The sequence below is a fragment of the Kitasatospora sp. NPDC048662 genome (genome assembly GCF_055587065.1).
The window spans coordinates 1072997-1094967 of the sequence record NZ_JBVJHA010000001.1 but is presented as its reverse complement, the minus strand read 5'-3'; the positions used below and the strand labels follow the sequence as shown (position 1 = coordinate 1094967).

Here is a 21971-nt window from a genome sequence, read left to right as displayed (position 1 = left end):
ATTGCTTGCGCCTAGTGCAAAAACGCCTCTACGGTGGGCGCATGACCGCGAAGCTGCCCGCACCCGTCGTCCTGACCGGCCGCCACATCCGGCTGGAACCGCTGACCCGCGCCCACGTGCCCGACCTGTTCGCCGCCGGCGGCGGGGACGAGGAGGTGTGGCGCTGGGTACCGACACCGCTGCCACGCACGCTGGAGGAGATGGCCCGGGTGATCGACACCCGGCTGGCCGACGTGCACTGCGAGCCGTACGCGGTCATCTCACTCACCGACGGGCGGGCGATCGGGGTGAGCTGCTACTACGACGCGAGCGCGGCCGAGGAGCAGGTGGAGATCGGCGGCACCTGGTACGCGCGCTCCGCGTGGCGGACGGCCGTGAACACCGAGGCGAAGCTGCTGCTGCTCACGCACGCCTTCGAGGACCTCGGCATGGGCCGGGTCAGCTGGCGCACCGACATCCGCAACGAGCGCTCGCAGAACGCGATCAAGCGGCTCGGCGCCTCCTACGAGGGCACGTTCCGGCGCAACAAGCAGCGTACGGACGGCAGTTGGCGGGACACCGTGTACTTCTCGATGCTGGCCGACGAGTGGCCGGCGGCGAAGGCGCGGCTGACCGAGCGGCTGGCCGCCGGGTGACGGCGCCTCAGTAGATGGCGGCGGAGACGATCGCGGCGACGGCCAGGTTGGTGGCGGCGGTCACCCACACCGCCGGGTGCGGCTCCTCGTCGACCAGCAGCTCGCCCAGCCTGCCGGGGGTGACCAGGTCGAGCACCCAGAACGAGACCGCCATCAGCAGCAGGCCGAACAGGCCGAACACGGCGGCGGCGGCCAGGCCCTTGCCGAACTCCTGGTAGGTGGAGATCACGGCGGTGAAGACGATCGCGCCGACCGACAGCAGCGCGGAGCTGAGCACCACGGCGGCGTTGCGGTTGCGCTCGATCCAGATCTGCCGGCGCAGCTCACCGGGCGTCAGCAGGTCGACCAGGACGACGCCGAGCAGCAGCAGGACCAGGCCGACGCCGCCGTACGCAGCCGCGTAACCCAGCTGATGAAGGATGTCGCTCATCCGGTCCCGCCCCCCCTGTCCGCCTGCCGGCCCCGCGCCGAGAACCGGCACAACATAGCGCACGGGGCCGGCGGGGCGTGGCTCAGTCGTTGTGCTCGACCAGGCGGTCCAGGCAGACCGCGACGGCGATCATCAACGGGATGTCGGCGCCGTCCTCGACCTCCACGCCGTACGCGTCACGGATGCTGAACCACTTGCGGGAGACCTCGCCGATCCGGTGCCCGTCGTTCTTGACGGTGTACTCCTTGTCGATCAGGTCGCCGTGGATCTCCCACTCGCCGCCGTTCTCCAGCTCCACGTGGTACTTGTCGTGGAACGGGGTGAACAGCTTCTTGCGGACGGTGGCGACCACATCCCCGTCGGCGTTCTCGATCTTCATCGCGTCGCGGACGGTCAGCACCTTCTCCCGGACGGTGGCAAGCGTGTTGCCGGCGGTGTCCTGCAGCTCGAAGGTCTCGCGGACGCGCAGCACCTTGCCGTCCACCAGGAAGCACTTCTCGCCGTGCTCGTCCTCGACCCAGTAGTCGTCACCGACCGCGAACAGGCGCTCCTTGACCACGAACTTCCGACCCATGACCCGACTCCCTCGTCTGCTTGCCGGCCCGCCGTCGGGCGGCCCTCGACATGCTGCCAGCCCGGGCTACGCGAGACCCCACAACAGGCGGTAGTACGCGAGGCGTTCTTCGTCGGGTTCGACCCCGTACGCCTCCAGCAGGGGACGCTCCCAGCCCGGGCCGTAGTTCCAGACCGTGCTCCAGCTCGCCACCGCGAGGTCGGCCCAGCGGTCGGCCACCCCGAGGGAGCCCAGGTCGACGTGGCCGGTGGGGCGGCCGTCCTCGCCGACCAGGGTGTTGGGGGCGCACGCGTCGCCGTGGCAGACCACCAGGGCGTCCACCGGCGGCGGGTCGGCGAGGATCGCCAACGCCCGCTCCAGGGTGCCGTGGTGGCGCAGGTCCGGGTGCCAGTCGGCCGGGTCGCGGCGCAGCGCGACGGCGCGGTCGATCCGGTCGCGGACGGACCACTGGTAGGGGCAGCCGGCCACCGGCAGCGCCTCGTGGAAGGCGCGCAGGCCCTCGCCGATTGCGCGGACGGCGATCGCCGGCTGCTTGCGCAGTTCCGGGTCCACGGCGGAGCGGCCGGGCAGGCCGGCCGTCAGCAACCAGCGCCCGGTGTCGTCGCCGCCGACCTCCAGCACCTCGGGGACGGTGGTGAACGCGCCTGCCCAGCGCAGCCGTTCGGCCTCCGCGTCGAGATCGGCGCCGCTGCCGGCCGGCGCCCACTTCGCGAACCGCCGCCCCGGGCCGTCGCTCAGCCGGAACGTCAGCCCGCCGAGCTCGTTGCGCCACACCGCCACCGGCGCGGCGCCGCCGGCCAGTTCGGCGATCGCGGGCGGGACGGGAACGTCTTCCTCGGGTGCACAGGCGCTCATCCGGCCAGTGTCGCGCATGGGTCGGCCGATGGTCCCCCGGTTTTCCCGCACCCCGATCAAGGACGCGGACACGCAACGATCCACCGCTCCCCCTCCCCGTGCCGGGCCCGGGGCGCTAGCTTCTGCTCGCATGGAAATCGGCGAACTGATCGCGAGCGGCCGCACCGCGGACGTCTGGGCACTCAACGACGGGCGGGTCCTGCGCCGCTACCGGGACGGGCTGACTGCCGACGGCGAGGCCGAGATGATGGCGCACCTGGCCGAACACGGCTACCCCGTGCCCGCGGTGTGGCCCGCCGACCGGCCCGAGGACCTGATCATGGAACGCCTCGGCGGCCCCACCATGCTGGAGTCGCTCCTCGCCGGGACGATCAGCCCGGGCGCCGCCGGTGAACTGCTCGCCGGACTGCTGCGCCGGCTGCACCAGATCCCGCCGCGCGCCGCCGCCCGGCCCGGCGACCGGATGCTCCACCTCGACCTGCACCCCGACAACGTGCTGCTCACCGCGCACGGCCCGGTGGTCATCGACTGGTCCACCGCCGCCGAGGGCGAACCCGGCCTGGACGACGCGATGAGCGCCGTCATCCTCGCCCAGGCCCTGCACGACCGGCCCGACACGGCCCGCACCATCCTGGTCCCGCTGCTGCGCGGCCTCCCCCCGATCGCCGACCGCCACCTCGCCGAGGCCCGCGCCCGCCGCGCCGCCAACCCGACCCTGAGCGCCGCGGAGATCGCCGTCCTCGACTCCGCCCTCGCCCTCATCTCTTCTTGCGCCAACGGGAGTTGAGCACTTCACCGAACGCCTTACGGGCCGTTCGGGATACGCCGCCCTGGGGAGCGGCGGCAAGCTCATGCCGGGGGAGAACATGGGGGCCTACAACTCGGTGCCGGAGATGCAGGCCGACGGCAACTTCGCGATCTGCACCCGCGACGGCACCGCCCTGTGGGCCACCGGCACCCGGGGCCTGACCCGCCCCGCCCCCCGAACACCCCCGCTACCTAAGGAACTTGAGGGTGTATAAGTGGTGGGCCCACGAACTGTGGGCCCACCACAGAGGGGGCTTCACCACATGCGGAAGAGTGTGTTCAGACGTGTCACTGCGGCGCTGCTCGGCGCCGCCGCCATCGCCCTGATGGCACCCGCCACCAGCGCCTCCGCCGACCAGGGGACGCCCGTCTACCTGGACAGCGGCGCCAAGTTGATGCCGGGGCAGAGCCTCAAGCACGGCAACTCCGAGCTGGTGATGCAGGGCGACGGCAACCTGGTGCTCTACCTGAACGCCGCCAACGGCGCCCACGGCCCGATGCTGTGGAACAGCCACACCTGGGGCAACTGGAACGCCTACGCCTACATGCAGCCGGACGGCAACCTGGTCGTCTACAAGCAGGGCAGCACCACCGACGCCCTGTGGAGCACCGGGACGTGGGGCAACTGGGGCGTGAAGCTGTCGCTGTGGAACGGCTACCTGAGGATCTGGCCGGCCAACGCCCAGGTGCTCTGGGATGCCGGCGCCTCGCGCGTCCATGCGTGTTGCGGCGTCGGAGGTGACCACCCAGAGGCCTACCTCGCCGCGAGTCAGGGCATCGGGCCCGGAGGGTGGCTGGAGTCGAACTCGGTCTGGCTGGTCAACCAGCCGGACGGCAACCTCGCGCTCTACCGCAAGCGCGACGGCGCCACGCTCTGGTCCACCGGCACCTGGAACCGTCCGGGCTCGACCGCGTTCCTCTGGGGCTCGCAGTACTACGGAGCCCTGGAGATGTTCGACCACGGCACGGTGGTGTGGTCCACCCCGGTCAAGGGCCAGGACGGCGACTACATCCACGTGCAGGACGACGGCAACTTCGTGATCTACAACAGCGGCAACCAGGCCAAGTGGAGCACCGGCACCTGGGGCAACTGGTAACCCACGAACCGGGTGACGGCCCTTCGGGGCCGTCCCGGTCACGACGCACCACCGATGGGCCGGCACACCGTGGGCCCACGCACCCAGAAGGGACTTCCCGCATGCGGAAGAACGCTTTCCGACGTGCCACCGCGGCCCTGCTCGGCGCCGCCGCCATCGCCCTGACGGCGCCCGCCACCACCGCCTCGGCCTACCCCTACCCGACAGTCGTCCGACTCAACAGCGGCGAAACCCTCATGGCGGGGCAGACCTTGCGGGACGGCAGCTCCGTCCTGGTGATGCAGGGCGACGGCAACCTGGTGCTCTACCTGGAGGGACCCAACGGCACCCGCCTGACGGCGCTGTGGAGCACCGGGACCTACGGCAACCCGGGCGCGTACGCGTTCATGCAGCCCGACGGCAACCTGGTCGTCTACAAGCAGGGCAGCACCGCCGATGCCAACGCCCTGTGGAGCACCCGCAGTTGGAACAACCCGGGTGCGGTCCTGAGCATGAGCGGGGGCTTCATGACGGTGTGGTCGCCGAAGAACGGCAGTCGGCAGTGGGAGAGCCGCACCGGACTCGCCCCCGCCTACGGCTTCGACAACCCCCACCCGGAGTCCTGCCTCACCAGCGGGAAGAACATCGAACCCGGTCAGTGGATCGAGTCGAACTCGGTCTGGCTGGTCGACCAACCCGACGGCAACCTGGTCCTCTACCGCAAGCGGGACGGCGCCGCGCTCTGGTCCACCGGAACGTGGAACCATCCGCGCGCGTCACTGACTCTCATCAACTCCCCTTCGTTCCCTGCCCTGTGGCTGCTGCAGGAGAACACCGAATGGAGCTGGGTCACCCCGGTCAACGGCCGGTCCGGCATCTACGCGGTCGTGCAGGACGACGGCAACTTCGTGATCTACACCAGTGACAAGCAGGCCCTGTGGAGCACCGGCACCTGGGGCAACAACTGACCCTCGCGCCACGGCCGTCAGGCTCGCGGTGTACAAGTAGTGGGCCCACAGACCGTGGGCCCACGAAAGAGGGGGACTCCGTCCTATGCGGAAGAACGTTTTCAGACGTGCCACCGCGGCCCTGATCGGCGCCGCCGCCATCGCCCTGATGGCACCCGCCACCGGCGCCTCGGCGGCGACCGACGTCGCAGACCTGCGCAGCGGCGACAAGCTGATGTCGGGTCAGAGCATGAAGAGCGGCGACTCGGTCCTGGTCATGCAGGCCGACGGCAACCTGGTGCTCTACGTGGAGAGCTCCACCGGTGTCCGGATCTCCACGGCGCTGTGGTCCACCGGCACCTACGGCAACCCGGGCGCGTACGCGTTCATGCAGCCGGACGGCAACCTGGTCGTCTACAAGCAGGGCAGCACCGCCGATGCCGACGCCCTGTGGAGCAGCAAGACCTGGGGTACCCCGGGCGGGCACCTCACGCTCAACTGGGGCGGCATGACGATCTGGCCGGCCCGCGGCGGCAACGCCGCCTGGGAGAGCCGCACCGGCGTCGCCCGCGCCGTCGACTTCGGGGGCGACCGCCCGGAGTCCTTCCTCACCAGTGCCCGGAACATCGAATCCGGCCAGTGGATCCAGTCGAACTCGGTCTGGCTGATCGACCAGCCCGACGGCAACCTGGTCCTCTACCGCAAGCGGGACGGCGCCGCGCTCTGGTCCAGCGCCACGTGGAACCGCGGGCCCTCGACGCTGGCCCTCGGCAACTCGCAGAGCGCCCCCGCACTGGTGCTGAAGAACAGCGGCGGCACGACCACCTGGTCCACTCCGGCCACCGGCCGGTCCGACCTCTACGGGACCGTCCAGGACGACGGCAACTTCGTGCTCTACAGCAACGGCTCGGCCGTGTGGTCCACCGGCACCTGGGGCAACGGCTGACCCTCCCCTCCCTCGGGGTGACCGGCCCGGGGTGTGTATAAGTTGTGGGCCCACGCTTCGTGGGCCCACGACGGAGGGGGACCCCACCCACATGCGGAAGAACATTCTCAGACGCGCCACCGCCGCGCTGCTCGGCGCCGCTGCCATCGCCCTGATGGCACCCGCCACCAGCGCCTCGGCGGAGGACAGCGTCGCCACGCTGTCGAGCGGCGCCAAGTTGATGCCGGGCCAGACCATGAGGAGCGGCGACTCCCTCCTGGTGATGCAGGGCGACGGCAACCTGGTGCTCTACTTGCAGAGCCCCACCAGCGGTGCCCGCGGCCCGGCGCTGTGGAGCAGCGGCACCTGGGGCAACTGGAACGCCTACGCGTTCATGCAGCCCGACGGCAACCTGGTCGTCTACCGCCAGGGCAGCACCGCCCCGTCCGACGCCGTGTGGAGCACCGGGACCGCGGGCTCCTGGGGCGCGAGCTTCTCGCTGTACCGGGGCCAGATGACGCTGTGGCCGACGATGGCCGGCGGCAAGGGCTGGGAGAGCCGCACCGGACTCGCCCCCGCCATCGGCTTCGGCGGCGCCTACCCCGAGGCCTTCATCACCAGCAGCCGGAACATCGAATCCGGCCAGTGGATCCAGTCCAAGTCGGTCTGGCTGGTCAACCAGCCGGACGGCAACCTGGTCCTCTACCGCAAGCGGGACGGCGCAGCCCTCTGGTCCAGCGGCACCTGGAACCACCCGCACGGGCAGCTGGTTCTCTGGAACTCGCAGTGGTACCCCCTGCTGAGCCTGCAGGACCGCGACAACGGCCAGCGGATCTGGTCCTCGCCGGGCAAGGGCCAGGACGGCACCTACGGAATCGTCCAGGACGACGGCAACTTCGTGATCTACGGCAGCAGCGGTGCCGCCCTGTGGAGCACCGGCACCTGGGGCAACTGGTAATCCGTCAGCCCCCTCCACCGGGCAGTCGTTCGATCCGTGTACAAGTGGTGTGCCCACAGACCGTGAGCACACCACAGAGGGGAATGCCGCCCCATGCGGAAGAACATTTTCAGACGTGCCCGCGCAGCCCTGCTCGGCGCCGCCGCCATCGCCCTGATGGCACCCGCCACCACCGCCTCGGCCGCCGACGTGCCGGAAGCCACGCTGGCGGCCGGCGACAAGCTGATGCCCGGTCAGAGCCTGAAGGCCGGCGAGGCGGCCTTGGTGATGCAGGCCGACGGCAACCTGGTCCTGCGTCTTGAGGGCCCCACCGGCGCCCGCGGACCCGAGCTGTGGGCCACCGGCACCTGGGGCAACCCGGGCGCCTACGCGTTCATGCAGCCGGACGGCAACCTGGTCGTCTACCGCCAGGGCAGCACCAGCCAGTCCGACGCCCTGTGGTCCACCGGCACCTGGGGCGACCCGGGCGCGCGCCTGATGCTCGGCCTGGGCTTGCTGACCGTCGGGGGGCAGAGCAAGCACTGGTCGAGCGGGACCGGGCTCTACCGCGCCACCTGCGCCGGCGGCACCACCCCGGGGTCCTGCATCGCCCCGAACAACCCCGGCATGAACCCCGGCCACTGGATCCAGTCGAAGTCGGTCTGGCTGGTCAACCAGCAGGACGGCAACCTGGTCCTCTACCGCAAGCGGGACGGCGCAGCCCTCTGGTCCAGCGGGACGTGGAACCGTCCGGGTGCGGTCCTGTTCGTCCAGGACTCGACGACGTTCACCGGTGTCCTCCACCTCTCCAACCCCTACACCGGCAAGATCACCTGGTCCACCCCGGCCACCGGCAGGCCCGGCGCCTACGCGGTCGTGCAGGACGACGGCAACTTCGTGGCCTACAGCAACGGCACCGCCCTGTGGAGCACCGGCACCTGGGGCAACTGGTAACCCCCCGCCGCCCCGCCAACCAGCGGGGCGGCCTGCCATCGCCCACCCGGAACCGGCGCGTCGCCGGCTACGGGCGCGCCACCTTGATGCGCAGGCGCCCCGAGGCCTCGACGAGCTGCCCGATGTCTCCCGGGTCGTCGGTGAGAATCGGCGCGTCGAGATGCTCGACGGCGGCCAGCACCACGCTCGCATCGACGACGTCCCGGCTGCCCGCCCGGCTCCACAGCGAACAGGTCGCAGCTTCACCCGAGCTCCGCTCAGCCCTTCGCGGTTGGGCGGAGCGTCTTCGTTCGTGCGGATGCCGTTGGTTTGCCCGGAGACATGGGGCGGGGCCTCGCCCACCGGCGGGGAGTGCTGCTGTGCTGTTTTGGATCAAATTTCCAAATGACCATAGAAACCTATAGCTAAACGAGAGTCGGCTACGAGGCATCACTCCAGCACGCGGGGCAGCCCCGGACGCTGGAAGCCCGGTACTCCGGGTTCGCCACTTCGCCGCATCAGGGCGGTTCGATCACCGTGTGACGCAAAGTCACTCTGCCCGCTCGTCTCAGAAACGATGGTTTGCGAGACGGGTGGCAAATGGGCCAGAGAAGGGACGTTCATGCGCCCAAAACTCGTCTCAAAACCTATTGAAAGCCCTTGATGTTATGAGACGAGTTATGAGACGGTTGGGGCATGGCGAAGAACATGGGACGCCTGATCGGCTATGCGCGAGTCTCCACCGACGACCAGGAGGCGCAGCTCCAGCACGACGCACTCGCCGAAGCGGGTTGCTCCCGGATCTTCACGGACAAGGCTTCGGGCAAGAACACCGATCGGCCGGAGCTTGCCGCCGTACTGGACTACCTGCGCCCCGGAGACACCTTGTGCGTGTGGAAGCTGGACCGCTTCGCCCGCTCGCTGATCGACCTGGTGACCATGGTGGACGCCCTGTCGGCCCGGAGCATCGGATTCAAGGTGCTCACGGGTGCGCTGGCGAGCATCGACCCGAACACGCCCGACGGTCGCCTGATGCTCCAAGTGGTCGGCGCGATGGCGGAGTTCGAGCGCAGCCTGATCAAGGACCGCACTCGCGCCGGACTGGAAGCCGCCAAGACGCAGGGGCGCACCGGTGGGCGGCCGAACGTGCTGGACGCCGGCAAACTCGCTGCGGCCCGCGCCCGCAAGGCGAACGGCGAGAGTGTCACGACCATCGCCAGGGCCTTGGGAGTGAGCCGCGCGACGCTGTACCGCCACCTCGACCATTGACCACGGGAGCAGCAACGGCCAAGAGCCGTCCACCTGTTGAGGGTGGGCGGCTCTCAGTCATGTCGGAGCGCGAGGCCAGGGCACTGCGAAAGTTCGGCGCACTGCCACTCAGCGATCCCGGCCCCAGCTCGCCAAGCGCGCCCTGGGTGTGACGCCGTTTTTGGTGAGCCAATCACGGGCGGCTTGCATGATAGGTGGCCCACAACTCTCCGTTGCCGTCGGACAATCGGCCATGCCCGAAGCGATCGGACTCACCCAGGGCACGAAGCACTTCAAGGTGCAGGTCACCATCCATGGGCGTTACTCGGAAGCTGAGTTGTACGCCGCCCGCCACCTGCGACACTCGTACCTTCTCGCCCGTCAGGGCCACGAACTGGGCAGCCGCATCCCAGGCTCGGCTGAGGGCATCCGTCACCGGGCCGGGGCCGTACGCTCCGGCGGGGCGAGTTCGCCCAGCGTGGTGATGCTCTCCCGTCCGTCCCGCAGACGTCGGACGAATACGCCGCAGGCGTGCACCGCCATCACCCTCACCGGCTGATCGGAGCGCTGGTCGTAGGCCGCCCCACCCTCCTGGGGCTCCCACTGCTCAGGAGTGCTCATCCGCCCACCTCGCGGCATCTCCGAAGAACGGGAACACCATCGGTTCGCCGTCGGACCGGGTGACTGGGCTGTCGGCATCGGCGCAGTCGGCCAGGCCCCAGAGATCTGTCAGCAATGCGCCGGGTTCCGCCGGCGCGGGCACCACTCTGTAGCGCTGATGGGGCGTTGTGGGCATGAGCTGCTCCTCCGTCCGATCGGTCCACGGCCCACACTGACGCGCCCTCTTGGACGAATCCTGCACGTACGTAGGACAGTTGGACCGTCGCGGCAGTAGGTTCGGAAAAGGCCCAAACGTCCCTGGGAGAAGTCTTGAACGCCGCCTTACGATCAGCTATGTCCGCTGCTGGCCTCTCACCACGTCAGTTGGCGGGCCGGGTGGGAGTGTCAGGCAAGACCGTTGAACGGTGGTTGTCCGACGGCCGGCTGATCCCCCACGCCCGCAACCGCGAGGATGCCGCCAAGGCGCTGGGAGTTGACTCAACGATGTTGTGGCCGAAGGCAGTTCGGGACGCACTCAAGACCGGCCCGGACCGGGAGATCATCCGGAGTTACCCGTACAGGTCCTCCTACCCTTCCACCGTGTGGGGGGACCTGATCAAGAACGCCCGGACGGATCTTTTCTTCGCCGGTTACACCAACTACTTCCTGTGGCTGGAACAGCCCAACCTGGTCGAGACTCTGCGGCGGAAGACGGAAGCCGGTTGCCGAGTCCGATTCCTGCTGGGCGACCCGGCCGGGGATGTCACCCGGCAACGGGAAGCGATTGAGGACGTGGCCCTGACCGTCTCCACGCGCATCAGAATCACCCTGGAGCACCTGGCCCGCCTCGGCCTGCTGGAAGGCCTGGAAGCCCGCTTCTCGGCCCCCGAGGACGCCATGAACCACGTGAGCCTGTCCGTGTTCCGGTTCGACCGTGACGCCCTGGTCACGCCGCACCTTGCCCGGCTGGTGGGTCACGACTCCCCACTGATGCACCTGCGCGGACAGGAGAAGGACGGCATGTGGTCCCGGTTCACCGACCACGCCGAAGAACTCTGGGGACGAGGTACGGCGGTACCGCTCAGCTGAGCTCCGTGAACAACAAACGCCCAGCTCCTGGCAGTGAGTGCCACTGTAATTCGCGCCCTGCCGGTGGGGTTTGATTGGGGTATGGCTTCTCGTGCACGTGTCCGCGCCCCCGAGCTGGTCGGCGCCGGCGGATGGCTCAACACAGGCGGCAAGGAACTCAAGCTTGCCGACCTGCGAGGTAAGTGTGTCGTACTAGACTTCTGGACCTTCTGCTGCATCAACTGTCTCCATGTCCTCGACGAGCTCCGGGAGTTGGAGGAGAAACACCGCGACACCGTGGTGATCGTCGGGGTGCACTCGCCGAAGTTCGTGCATGAGGCGGACCATCGGGCGGTGGTGGACGCGGTGGCCCGGTACGAGGTGCACCATCCGGTGCTGGACGATCCGGAGCTGGTGACGTGGAAGCAGTACGCGGTGCGGGCCTGGCCGACGCTGGTGGTGATCGACCCGGAGGGGTATGTGGTCGCGCAGCACGCGGGTGAGGGGCATGCGCACGCGATCGCCAGGCTGGTCGAGGAGCTGGAGGCGGAGCACGAGGCGAAGGGCACCTTGCGGCGCGGCGACGGGCCGTACGTGGCGCCCGAGCCGCAGGCGGGTGACCTGCGGTTTCCGGGAAAGGCGGTGCGGCTGCCGAACGGGCACTACCTGGTGGCGGATTCCGGCCACCACGCGCTGGTGGAGCTCGCCGAGGACGGCGAGACGGTGGTGCGGCGGATCGGCGACGGCGTGCGCGGCCTGGTGGACGGTGCCGCGCCGCGGTTCAGCGAGCCGCAGGGCCTGGCGCTCGTCCCGGAGGGCCTCGGCCTCGGCTACGACCTGGTGGTGGCCGACACCGTCAACCACGCGCTGCGCGGGGTCCGGCTCGCCGACGGCACGGTGACCACGCTGGCCGGCACCGGCCGCCAGTGGTGGCAGGGCTCGCCGGCCTCCGGGGAGGCCACCGCCGTCGATCTGTCCTCGCCGTGGGACGTCGCGTTCTTCGACGGCAGGGTCTGGATCGCGATGGCCGGCGTGCACCAGCTGTGGTCGTTCGACCCGGTGGCCAAGGCGGTCGCGGTCGCGGCCGGCACCACCAACGAGGGCCTGGTCGACGGCCCCGCCGAGCAGTCCTGGTTCGCCCAGCCGTCCGGCCTGGCGGTCTCCGCCGACGGCGAGCGGCTGTGGGTCGCCGACTCGGAGACCTCCGCGCTGCGCTGGGTCGCGCGCGGGACGCACGAGGTGCACACCGCCGTCGGCACCGGCCTGTTCGACTTCGGCCACCGTGACGGGGCGGCCGAACAGGCCCTGTTCCAGCACCCGTTGGGCGTCACCGTGCTCCCGGACGGCTCGGTCGCGGTGGCCGACACCTACAACCACGCGCTGCGCCGCTTCGACCCGGCGAGCGGTGAGGTCTCCACGCTGGCCACCGACCTGCGGGAGCCGTCCGGCGCGGTGGTGGTGGACGGCGACATCGTGGTGGTGGAGTCCGCCCGGCACCGGCTGACCAGGCTGCGGCTGCCCGAGGAGGCCGTCCGGGTGGAGGCCGTCGCGCACCGCACGCAGCGCGCCGCGACCGAGGTCGCCCCGGGCACGCTCCGCCTCGACGTGGTGTTCTCCGCGCCCACCGGCCAGAAGCTGGACGAGCGCTACGGCCCGTCCACCCGCCTGCTGGTCAGCTCCACCCCGCCCGGGCTGCTCACCGCCGGCGCGGGCGCGGACAGCGCGCTCTCCCGCGAGCTGGTGCTCGCGGAGGGCGTGACGGAGGGCGTGCTGCACGTCTCCGCGATGGCCGCGTCCTGCGACGACGACCCGGCGATCGAGTACCCGGCCTGCCACGTCCACCAGCAGGACTGGGGCGTGCCGGTGAAGGTGGTGCCGGGCGGCGCGACGCGGCTGCCGCTGGTGCTGGCGGGCATGGAGTGACCTGGCGTCAGGGTGGGGGAGGCCTCCCGGGGCTCTCCCACACCCTGACCACCGCTCAGCCTTCCAGGAACGCCTTGATGGCCCCCGCCAGGTAGTACGGGTCCTCCGCGCCGCACAGTTCGCGGGCCGAGTGCATGGACAGCGCCGCGATGCCGCAGTCGACCGTCGTGATGCCGAGGCGAGCCGCGGTGATCGGGCCGATCGTCGTACCGCAGGGCATCGCGTTGTTGGAGACGAAGCTCTGCCACGGGACGCCGGCCTTCTCGCAGGCGGCGGCGAACACGGCCCGCCCGACGCCGTCGGTGGCGTACCGGTTGTTGACGTTGACCTTGAGGATGGGGCCGCCGTTGGGCAGCGGGTGGTGGCCGGGCTCGTGGCGCTCGCTGTAGTTGGGGTGGACGGCGTGCCCCATGTCGGAGGACAGGCAGATGGTGCCGGCCAGCGCGCGGGCGCGGTCCTCGGCGGTGCCGCCGCGGGCGTAGCAGGAGCGCTCCAGCACGTTGCCGAGCAGCGGGCTCTGCGCGCCGGTGTCGGACTCGCTGCCGGTCTCCTCGTGGTCGAAGGCGGCGAGCACCGGGATGCAGGGCAGGTCGGCGCCGGACGCGGCGACGGCGGCGAGCGCGGCGGTGGCGGCGTGCACGGAGAGCTGGTTGTCCAGGCGCGGGCCGGCCAGCAGTTCGCGGTCGCGGCCGAGGTAGGAGGGCGGCTGGACGTCGTGGGCCATCAGGTCCCAGCCGATGATGTCGGCGGCGGCGAGGCCGGCCTTCTCGGCGACGTACCCCAGCAGGGCGCCCTCGGTGGTGTCGCCGAGTCCCCAGATCGGCGTCAGGTGGCGCTGGCGGTCGAGCTTGAGGCCGTCGTTGACGCTGCGGTCGAGGTGGATGGCGAGCTGCGGGACGCGCAGCAGCGGCTCGTCGAGGTGGACCAGGCGGGTGGTGCCGTCGCGCAGGACGAGCCGGCCGGAGAGGCCGAGGTCGCGGTCGAGCCAGGTGTTGAGCGGGACGCCGCCGTAGATCTCGACGGCGATCTGCCGCCAGCCGGCCGAGCCGGTGTCGGGGATGGGCTTGACCCGCAGGTTCGGCGAGTCGGTGTGGGTGCCGACCACCCGGTAGGGGGTGGCGGGGCCGGCCCCCTCGGGCACGTACCAGGCGATCAGGGCGCCGCCGCGCACCAGGTAGCGGCCGCCGCTGCCGCCCTCCCAGGCGTCCGTCTCACGGACCTCGCGGAAGCCGACCCGCTCCAGCCGCTCGACCGCGCTCTGCACCGCGTGGTACGGGGAGGGGGAGGCGGCGAGGAAGGCGATCAGGTCGTCCGTGTGCTTCCGGTCGAAGTGGGCCGTGCGGGCGGCGGTCGACATGTTGCTCCTGGGTTGAGGGCGGCCGAGCCTGATGGGGGTTAACAGGCCCGCCCCCTGAGCATATGCCCGTACACGGACAGGACCGTGTGAAGTCCGCAACGGTGACACAACAGTGAGCATGGCGCGACCCAACGCCGCGGGGCCCGGTGGTGAACCGGGCCCCGCGGGGTGAGGGTGGGTCAGGCGGTCGGGTGAGCGACCCGCCGCCGCTCGATCAGAACGCCTCTTCGGCGAGGTCCATCAGCTCGTTGTCGACGGCCTCGGCGATCTGGCGCTGCGCGGCGGTGGTGGGCAGCACGGTGCGGGCGAAGTGCTTCGCCGCGGCGATCTTGCCCTGGTAGAAGGGGACGTCCTTCTCCGCGGCACCGGCCTCCAGCTTGGCGAGCGCGACGGCGGCCTGACGCATCAGCAGCCAGCCGACCACCACGTCGCCGGAGACCATCAGCAGGCGGGTGGTGTTCTGGCCCACCTTGTACATGTTCTTGACGTCCTGCTCGACGGCCGTCAGGTCGGCGATCAGCTTGCCGACGATGGCCTCCAGGTCGCCGGCGGCCTTGGCGAGCAGGTCGCGCTCGGGGGCCAGGTCGGCGCCGCCCTCGTTCGAGGCGAGGAACTTCTGGATCTGCTCGTTGACCGCGGTCAGCGCCTGGCCGCCGTCCTTGACGATCTTGCGGAAGAAGAAGTCCTGGCCCTGGATGGCGGTGGTGCCCTCGTACAAGGTGTCGATCTTGGCGTCCCGGATGTACTGCTCGATCGGGTACTCCTGCAGGTAACCCGAGCCGCCGAAGGTCTGCAGCGACTGGGCGAGCTGCTCGTAGGACTTCTCCGAGCCGTAGCCCTTGACGATCGGCAGCAGCAGGTCGTTCAGGCGCTCGGCGGCGGCGTCGTGCTCGCCGCGCAGGCGGGCGGCCAGCATGTCGTCCTGCACCGAGGCGGTGTAGAGGACCAGGGCGCGCATGCCCTCGGCGTACGCCTTCTGGGTGAGCAGCGAGCGGCGCACGTCCGGGTGGTGGGTGATGGTGACGCGCGGCGCGGTCTTGTCCATGAACTGCGAGATGTCGGCGCCCTGCACGCGCTCCTTGGCGTACTCCAGCGCGTTCAGGTAGCCGGTGGACAGGGTGGCGATGGCCTTCGTGCCGACCATCATCCGGGCGAACTCGATGATCTTGAACATCTGGCGGATGCCGTCGACGGTCTCGCCGAGCAGCCAGCCCTTGGCCGGGTGCTTGGCGCCGAAGGTCATCTCGCAGGTGTTGGACGCCTTGAGGCCCATCTTGTGCTCGACGTTGGTGGCGTAGGCACCGTTGCGCTCGCCGAGCTCGCCGGTCTCCCAGTCGAAGTCGTACTTCGGCACGATGTACAGGCCCAGGCCCTTGGTGCCCGGCTTGCCGCCCTCGGGGCGGGCCAGCACCAGGTGGATGATGTTCTCGGACATGTCGTGCTCGCCCGAGGTGATGAAGCGCTTGACGCCCTCGATGTGCCAGGAGCCGTCCTCCTGCTTGATCGCCTTGGTGCGGCCGGCGCCCACGTCGGAGCCCGCGTCGGGCTCGGTCAGCACCATGGTGGCGCCCCACAGGCGCTCGACCATGCGCTGGGCGACCTTCTGCTGCTCCTCGGTGCCCTCGTCGTAGACGACGCCGGCGAAGGCCGGGCCGGAGGAGTACATCCAGATCGCCGGGTTCGAGCCGAGGATCTGCTCCGCGTACGCCCAGACCAGGGAGCTCGGGGTGACCTGGCCGCCGATGCCCTCCGGGATGCCCAGGCGCCACCACTCGGAGTCCATGAAGGCCTGGTAGCTCTTCTTGAAGGTCTCCGGGATCGGGGCGGTGTTGGTCTCCGGGTCGAACACCGGCGGGTTGCGGTCGGTGTCGGTGAAGGAGGCGGCGAGGTCGTTCTCGGCCAGCCGGGAGATCTCGCTGAGGATGTTCTTCGCGGTGTCGACGTCCATGTCGGCGAACGGACCGGTGCCGTACACCTGGTCGCGGCCGAGCACCTCGAAGAGGTTGAACTCCACGTCCCGCAGGTTGGACTTGTAGTGACCCATGACCGTATCTCCGGTTCGTCTTCCACGGGCGAGCCGCTTACGGCGCACCGCTTACCCACCAGTACGCCCCATGATGCTACCCAGCGGTAACTTGTTCAACCCCTCTGCTGCGAAGCACCTATGAACGTGGTCACGTCCCACAATGCGGCCCGCCGCCGGATTGTGCGGATCACCCGCCCCCAAGCGGGGCCCGGCCCGATAGCCTTGTCCCGTGTACGGCTACGAGCAGAGCGCCTACCAGGATCCCTATCAGCAGCAGATGCAGCAGGGGATGTCCGGCATGCCCGGCGCCGGGTACGGCGACCCGCAGGCCGCCCAGCAGTCGCTCTACCCCGAACCCTCGCCGCCCTCACTGGCGGACGCGGTGCGCGCCTTCACCACGGGGGCGATGCCGGTGGAGGACTTCCAGGCCATCTTCATCACCTCGAAGGTGTACTGCCCGCGCGGCGACCGCCCCGGCTTCCTCGCGCTGCACAACACCCCGACGCCGGTGATCCCGATGTTCAGCTCGCTCAAGGAGCTGAAGCGGTACGCCGGCAAGGACTCCAAGCACTTCTCGGTGACCGGCGCCGAGGTGCTCGACCTGCTGCCCACCGGCTACGGCTTCGCCCTGGACATGGAGGGCGAGCACCGGATGGTGTTCGACGCCCGCGCGGTCGAGCAGATGGTCGACTTCACCATGCGCCGGATGTACGGCTGACCTTCCCTCCCGCCCCTCCCCGGGCCGGAATACGTCCACGTAGTTCAACGTTCAACCTTGCGAGTGGTTGAGAGTTGAACTACTGTGGTGGACGTAGGCCACAGACCCGCCGAAGGAGGCCGACATGCCCGCCGTGACCGTCGAGAACCCGCTGACCCTGCCGCGCGTGACCACGCCCGACCCGGTGCACAGCACCGCCCGGCCGGTCCTCACCGTGGCCACCGCCCCCGAGGGCTACGAGGGCGAGGGCTTCCCCGTCCGCCGCGCCTTCGCGAAGATCAACACCAAGTTCCTCGACCCGTTCATCATGATGGACCAGATGGGCGAGGTGGACTACGAGGCCGGCGAGCCCAAGGGAACCCCCTGGCACCCGCACCGCGGCTTCGAGACCGTCACCTACATCATCGACGGCACCTTCATCCACCGTGACTCGCACGGCGGCGGCGGTGTCATCACCGACGGCGACACCCAGTGGATGACGGCCGGCTCCGGCCTGCTCCACATCGAGACCCCGCCCGAGTCCCTGGTCATGTCCGGCGGCCTGTTCCACGGCCTCCAGCTGTGGGTCAACCTGCCCGCCTCCGACAAGATGATCACCCCGAAGTACCAGGACATCCGCAGCGGCAGCGTCAAGCTCCTCACCTCCGAGGACGGCGGCGCGCTGGTCCGCCTGATCGCCGGCGAGATCGACGGCCACCAGGGCCCGGGCGCCACCCACACCCCGATCACCATGATCCACGTCTCGCTCACCCCCGGCGCCCAGCTCACCCTCCCCTGGCGCTCCGACTTCAACGCCCTCGCCTACGGCCTGGCCGGCAGCGGCTCCGCCGGCACCGAGCAGCGCCCCTTCCACATGGGCCAGGCCGTGGTCTTCGGCGACGGCGACACCCTCACCATCCGCGCCGACGAGAAGCAGGACTCCCGCTCCTCCAGCTTCGAGTTCGTCCTCCTCGGCGGCCTCCCGATCCGCGAGCCCGTCGCCTGGTACGGCCCGTTCGTCATGAACAGCCACCGCGAACTCCAGCAGGCCATGGAGGACTTCCAGGCCGGCCGCCTCGGCACCATCCCCGCCGACGAGCACTGACCCCCCCCCGCCAACTCCCCAAGCCCGCGCACCCCGTCCTCGGAGGGGGTGCGCGGGCTTTTCGTGTCCGGCGGGAAATTCGGGCTCAACCTTTCTCCGCACTCGCGCATTGAGGACGGGTGAGAGACGCGAACCAGGAGGGGTGGATGCGCGGACCGGACGAATTGGGGTTCGAGGAGTACGCGGCGACGCGCGGGAGACGGCTGTACCGGACGGCGTACCTGCTGTGCGGGAACCGGCACCGGGCCGAGGACCTGGCGCAGGCGACGCTCGCGAAGCTGTTCGCACACTGGCGGCGGGCTTCCCGGTTGGAGAACCTCGACGCCTACACCCGCACCGTGCTGACCCGCACCTTTCTCGCGGAGCAGCGCAAGTGGTCGGTGGCCCGCCGGCTCGGGGCGCTGGCGGGGTCGCCCGAGGTGTCCCCGGACGGGGACACCGACCTGCGGGTGACGCTGCTGACCGCGCTGGCCGAACTCCCGGCGCGGGCCCGGGCGATGGTCGTCCTGCGGTACTGGGAGGACCTGAGCGTGGAGACGGTGGCCGAGCTCCTCGGCTGCAGTACCGGCACCGTCAAGAGCCAGTGCTCCCGTGCGCTGGCCCGGCTCCGCGAACAGCTCGGCGAGCCGAGCCCGTACACGCCCGCGTGAGCGCCGCCGTGAATTCCGACCGAGACCGTGAGGGAGTACGACATGCATGAGCAGGCGCCGGAGGCGCTCTTTGTCAAAGAGGCGATGGACCAGGCCACCGACGACCTGGTCGAGCCGATCGGGTTGACCGCCCGGGCGGTACGGGACGGGCGCCGGCGGCGGCTGCGGTCGCGGCTGGCGGTCGGCGGGGCGGCCGCGTGCACGGCGGCGCTGGCGGTGACGGGGCTGGCGGCCGTGCTGCCCGGCACCGGGGACGGCACGGGTTCCACCGCCGTCCTGATGGGGGACGGGGCGCCACCGCGGGTCTTCCCGACCGTCACGTTCTCCCCCACCGCCGGCCCGTCCGCGCCGACGGCCCCGCCGAGCGAGGCCGAGCGGCAGCGGATCGAGACGTTCCGGCAGGCGACGGCCGGGGTCCTGCAGGACCTGCTCCCGCCGGAGATCGGCCAGATCCAGCTGGTCGCCGACGACGTGTCCGGCTACCAGGCGATCTCCCCGCAGGGCACCTACTTCGTCCGGTTCTCCGTAGCTCCCGCCCCGGACGGCTCGCGGGAGAAGTTCTGTCCGCCGGCCGATGTGGAACAGAAGGGAACGTGTCAGGTGGTGCAGCTGCCGGACGGCACGCGGGCCACCGTACGGGTGGCGCCCTCGGGCGACGGCTCGGTGACGGGTACCTCGGCGACCTTCCACTTCGGCGGCAGCGATGTGGCCATTTTCGTCAACGCCTCCGGCATCAACGGCAGTTCGGCGCCGGTGACGGACACGCAGATGGCGGATTTCATCCGCGCGCCCCGGGTCCTGGACCTGATTCGGCAGGCCGACCAGCACCCCGTGCAGGAACCCCAGATCTCCCACAACGAAGGGGAGAGCCGATGAAGCGACGCACCGCCCCCTCTGTGACCCGCTGAACCGCCCGAACGCACGGAAGGCGCCGTCCCGCCGGTGGGCAACTGCCCCGGCGGGACGGCGTGTTGGTTCACTCAGGAACGCTGTGGCGACGTGTCAGGTGAGGGCGAGGCTGATCTGGTCGTTGAAGACCACCCAGTGCTGGCCCTTGTCGTTGACGTCGCACGGCTTGGTGGAGATGTTCGGGGTACCCCAGGCGTTGGCGAGGCAGTAGCCGGGGGCGAGGGTGAGCGAGATCTGCTGGCCCGAGATGGTCCAGTACTGGCCCGGGTCGCCCGAGGCGCACGCCTTGGTGGAGACGTCCGGGGCACCCCACTTGTTGGCCAGACAGTAGCCGCGGGCGTTGGTGAGGGAGATCTGTTCGCCCGAGACGGTCCAGTGCTGGCCCTGGTCGTTGGTGTCGCACGGCTTGGTGCCGACGTTCGGCGTCCCCCAGGCGTTGGCGAGGCAGTAGGTGCCGGGGGTGCGCGTGGTCGCGTGGCCGGTGTCGGCCGCTCCGGCGCCGCCGGTCGGCAGGAAGGAGGCGGCGAGCCCCATCGCGGCAATGGCGAGCGTCTTGCGGAAAGCGAGGGCCATGAGGCGTTTCCGTTCTGGTCGCAAGGCCGCACGATTCCCCTGCGGCCATGGGGTTTTCTCGGCCCGGACCCGGGCGCAGGCAAATTTCTAGCACCGGGCGACCGCGAACCAGTGGCGTTGCGCGCCGGGGTTCATCCGAATGGGCAGCCCGGGGGCAGTCCAGCGCGTTCACTGCCGGCCGGGCGCCCTTCGTAGGCTTGGCCCGGCAAGGACACCGCGCGAGAAGTGAGGACCAGCGATGGCGACGATCCATCAGACCACGATGACCCCGGGCAAGTTGGACCTGCTGGCCGACTGGCTGCCGAAGCAGGACTGGTACCGGCCCGGCGGCGGCGCGCTGGTGCGGGCCGGCGGATTCCGGCTGGACGACCCGGCGGGCGAGGTCGGCATCGAGCTGATGGTGGTGGCGGACGGTCAGGCCGCCTACCTGGTGCCGATGGCGTACCGGGGCGCACCGCTGGACGGGGCGCCCGAGGGCGCGCTGATCGGGATCGCCGAGCACGGGGTGCTGGGCACCCGCTGGTTCTACGACGGCGAGCAGGACCCGGTGGTCCGCGCCGAGTTGACCGAACTGCTGCACGGCCGGGCGGTGCCGCAGAAGCAGAGCGAGAGCGACATGGTGGACGACACGGTGGCGGTGGCGGCCGTCGCCGGCGAGGTGACGGTGACGCTGCGCCGGGAGCTGCGGCCCGCCGGGGAGCCCGCGCCGGGCGAGGTGGTCGCCGGCTACACCGCGCCGGACGGGTCGGCGGCCCGCGCGGTGTACCTGACGGCCGGCCGGTAACGGAGCTCCAACTGCCCGGTCACAGGCGGGCGTAGAGCGCCGCCGCGTCGTCGTGGGCCTTGCCGCGGGGCCACCGGACGCAGTCCGCGTCGGTGCGCTCCGCGGCTCGGACCTGGGCGATCAGCTCGGCGGGGCCGGCCTCGGCGAGCAGTCGGACGGCGTCGGCCCAACTGCCCAGCCCCAGACGCTCGGTGAAGCGGGAGGCGCCGTCCGACAGGGCGGCCACCCCGTGCAGGTCGGCGCGCGTGACCACGCCGGTCTCGGCGTGCTGGGCGGCCTCCGGGGTGGCGGCGGCGATCCACGGCCCGTGGCCGGAGTTGCGTGCGGCGCGGACGGCGATCGCGTACCGCAGGTAGAGGTCGGCGCGTTCGGCGGTGCCGGGGACGGTCGACCAGACCTGGCGGCGCAGTTCCTCGCCGCCGGGGAAGCGCTGGTTGTCGCCGATCACCCGGGGCGGGCCGGCCTTGGGGTGCAGCACCAGCAGGGAGTCGCCGAGCGCCAGGTACTCCAGGGCGTCGCCGCGCAGGCGGGCGGCGACCACCATCGCGGCGGGCGTGTTGGGGTTGGCCAGGTCGCAGGTGTCGCCGTGCAGGGCGGCGGTGTCGGCGATGGCGTCGGCCAGGCAGTCGGCGACGGCCCGGTCGGGGTGGTCGGTGAGCCGGGCCACCAGGTGCGCGCCGAGGCGGCGCACGTACCAGGGAATGCCGTGGCCGCAGCCGGAGTCCAGGGTGTCCGGGGCGCTGGAGCCGTCCAGCAGCACCAGAACCTCCGGGGTGGCCACCACGAAGTCCTCGCAGGCCCGGTCGGGGCGGCGCGCGTCGACTGCCAGCTGTACCCGCATGCCTCACAGTCTGCGTCGGCCACCGGTCCTTCGAACAGGGGCTGTTCGACCCTTCCGCTCGCCCCTCTCGC

The 21971-nt window shown here is 70.5% G+C and carries 24 protein-coding genes; 16 read left to right on the top strand and 8 right to left on the bottom strand.

Annotation, left to right across the window (positions count from 1 at the left end; genetic code table 11):
* Positions 1–41 precede the first annotated feature (41 nt).
* Complete coding sequence (locus ACZ6R9_RS05270; RefSeq protein ID WP_380479987.1) at positions 42–635, top strand: GNAT family N-acetyltransferase; 594 nt, start codon at positions 42–44, stop codon at positions 633–635.
* Between the two features lie 7 nt (positions 636–642).
* Here ACZ6R9_RS05270 and ACZ6R9_RS05265 read toward each other — a convergent pair whose 3' ends face one another.
* The 3 genes from ACZ6R9_RS05265 to ACZ6R9_RS05255 form a co-directional block, all read right to left on the bottom strand.
* A complete protein-coding gene (locus ACZ6R9_RS05265; RefSeq protein WP_380479989.1) occupies positions 643–1065 on the bottom strand; it encodes a DUF350 domain-containing protein in 423 nt (140 codons plus the stop codon).
* 82 nt (positions 1066–1147) lie between these two features.
* A complete protein-coding gene (locus ACZ6R9_RS05260) occupies positions 1148–1639 on the bottom strand; it encodes an LURP-one-related/scramblase family protein (RefSeq protein ID WP_465536634.1) in 492 nt (163 codons plus the stop codon).
* Between the two features lie 66 nt (positions 1640–1705).
* Positions 1706–2494, bottom strand: coding sequence for a phosphotransferase (locus tag ACZ6R9_RS05255; RefSeq protein ID WP_465536632.1), 789 nt, complete (start codon positions 2492–2494; stop codon positions 1706–1708).
* Between the two features lie 130 nt (positions 2495–2624).
* On the opposite strand from ACZ6R9_RS05255, the gene ACZ6R9_RS05250 reads away from it, so the two are divergent.
* The 8 genes from ACZ6R9_RS05250 (at position 2625) to ACZ6R9_RS05215 (ending at position 9388) form a co-directional block, all read left to right on the top strand.
* A complete protein-coding gene (locus tag ACZ6R9_RS05250) occupies positions 2625–3281 on the top strand; it encodes a phosphotransferase (protein ID WP_465536631.1) in 657 nt (218 codons plus the stop codon).
* Positions 3282–3360: 79 nt separating this feature from the next.
* Entirely contained in the window at positions 3361–3516 is a 156-nt protein-coding gene (locus ACZ6R9_RS05245; RefSeq protein WP_465536630.1) for a hypothetical protein, read from the top strand.
* 48 nt (positions 3517–3564) lie between these two features.
* The gene (locus tag ACZ6R9_RS05240; protein WP_380479997.1) at positions 3565–4398 is read left to right on the top strand and encodes a hypothetical protein; all 834 of its coding nucleotides are present in this window, start codon (positions 3565–3567) and stop codon (positions 4396–4398) included.
* Positions 4399–4499: 101 nt separating this feature from the next.
* Entirely contained in the window at positions 4500–5345 is an 846-nt protein-coding gene (locus tag ACZ6R9_RS05235) for a hypothetical protein (RefSeq protein WP_380479999.1), read from the top strand.
* Positions 5346–5430: 85 nt separating this feature from the next.
* Positions 5431–6270, top strand: coding sequence for a hypothetical protein (locus ACZ6R9_RS05230; protein WP_380480001.1), 840 nt, complete (start codon positions 5431–5433; stop codon positions 6268–6270).
* A 91-nt stretch (positions 6271–6361) separates the two neighbouring features.
* The gene (locus ACZ6R9_RS05225; RefSeq protein ID WP_380480003.1) at positions 6362–7207 is read left to right on the top strand and encodes a hypothetical protein; all 846 of its coding nucleotides are present in this window, start codon (positions 6362–6364) and stop codon (positions 7205–7207) included.
* A gap of 93 nt (positions 7208–7300) precedes the next feature.
* Entirely contained in the window at positions 7301–8140 is an 840-nt protein-coding gene (locus ACZ6R9_RS05220) for a hypothetical protein (protein ID WP_465536627.1), read from the top strand.
* A 675-nt stretch (positions 8141–8815) separates the two neighbouring features.
* Positions 8816–9388, top strand: a complete 573-nt coding sequence (locus ACZ6R9_RS05215; protein WP_465536626.1) for a recombinase family protein — start codon at positions 8816–8818, stop codon at positions 9386–9388.
* A gap of 411 nt (positions 9389–9799) precedes the next feature.
* Here ACZ6R9_RS05215 and ACZ6R9_RS05210 read toward each other — a convergent pair whose 3' ends face one another.
* On the bottom strand, positions 9800–9988 hold the full coding sequence (locus tag ACZ6R9_RS05210; protein WP_465536624.1) for a hypothetical protein: 189 nt from the start codon (positions 9986–9988) through the stop codon (positions 9800–9802).
* 309 nt (positions 9989–10297) lie between these two features.
* On the opposite strand from ACZ6R9_RS05210, the gene ACZ6R9_RS05205 reads away from it, so the two are divergent.
* Positions 10298–11056 (top strand): helix-turn-helix domain-containing protein, encoded by a 759-nt coding sequence (locus ACZ6R9_RS05205; protein ID WP_465536623.1) that lies wholly within the window; start codon positions 10298–10300, stop codon positions 11054–11056.
* 81 nt (positions 11057–11137) lie between these two features.
* On the top strand, positions 11138–12958 hold the full coding sequence (locus tag ACZ6R9_RS05200; RefSeq protein WP_465536622.1) for an NHL domain-containing thioredoxin family protein: 1821 nt from the start codon (positions 11138–11140) through the stop codon (positions 12956–12958).
* Positions 12959–13013: 55 nt separating this feature from the next.
* Here the strand turns inward: ACZ6R9_RS05200 and ACZ6R9_RS05195 are convergent, their stop codons facing one another.
* A complete protein-coding gene (locus ACZ6R9_RS05195) occupies positions 13014–14315 on the bottom strand; it encodes a M18 family aminopeptidase (RefSeq protein ID WP_380480031.1) in 1302 nt (433 codons plus the stop codon).
* A 214-nt stretch (positions 14316–14529) separates the two neighbouring features.
* A complete protein-coding gene (locus ACZ6R9_RS05190) occupies positions 14530–16359 on the bottom strand; it encodes an acyl-CoA dehydrogenase (protein WP_380480033.1) in 1830 nt (609 codons plus the stop codon).
* Positions 16360–16570: 211 nt separating this feature from the next.
* On the opposite strand from ACZ6R9_RS05190, the gene ACZ6R9_RS05185 reads away from it, so the two are divergent.
* From ACZ6R9_RS05185 to ACZ6R9_RS05170, 4 genes are all read left to right on the top strand, one after another.
* Positions 16571–17059: an SseB family protein gene (locus tag ACZ6R9_RS05185; RefSeq protein ID WP_043915454.1), complete on the top strand. Its 489-nt coding sequence runs from the start codon at positions 16571–16573 to the stop codon at positions 17057–17059.
* 124 nt (positions 17060–17183) lie between these two features.
* Positions 17184–18143: a pirin family protein gene (locus ACZ6R9_RS05180; protein WP_380480035.1), complete on the top strand. Its 960-nt coding sequence runs from the start codon at positions 17184–17186 to the stop codon at positions 18141–18143.
* A 146-nt stretch (positions 18144–18289) separates the two neighbouring features.
* Positions 18290–18793: a SigE family RNA polymerase sigma factor gene (locus ACZ6R9_RS05175; RefSeq protein ID WP_465536620.1), complete on the top strand. Its 504-nt coding sequence runs from the start codon at positions 18290–18292 to the stop codon at positions 18791–18793.
* A 42-nt stretch (positions 18794–18835) separates the two neighbouring features.
* Positions 18836–19669, top strand: a complete 834-nt coding sequence (locus ACZ6R9_RS05170) for a hypothetical protein (protein ID WP_465536619.1) — start codon at positions 18836–18838, stop codon at positions 19667–19669.
* A 126-nt stretch (positions 19670–19795) separates the two neighbouring features.
* Here ACZ6R9_RS05170 and ACZ6R9_RS05165 read toward each other — a convergent pair whose 3' ends face one another.
* The gene (locus ACZ6R9_RS05165; protein WP_465536618.1) at positions 19796–20275 is read right to left on the bottom strand and encodes a ricin-type beta-trefoil lectin domain protein; all 480 of its coding nucleotides are present in this window, start codon (positions 20273–20275) and stop codon (positions 19796–19798) included.
* Positions 20276–20513: 238 nt separating this feature from the next.
* Between ACZ6R9_RS05165 and ACZ6R9_RS05160 the strand changes: the two genes are divergently transcribed.
* Entirely contained in the window at positions 20514–21059 is a 546-nt protein-coding gene (locus ACZ6R9_RS05160) for a maltokinase N-terminal cap-like domain-containing protein (protein WP_465536616.1), read from the top strand.
* 19 nt (positions 21060–21078) lie between these two features.
* Here the strand turns inward: ACZ6R9_RS05160 and ACZ6R9_RS05155 are convergent, their stop codons facing one another.
* Entirely contained in the window at positions 21079–21900 is an 822-nt protein-coding gene (locus tag ACZ6R9_RS05155) for an integrase (protein ID WP_380480045.1), read from the bottom strand.
* Between the last annotated feature and the right edge of the window lie 71 nt (positions 21901–21971).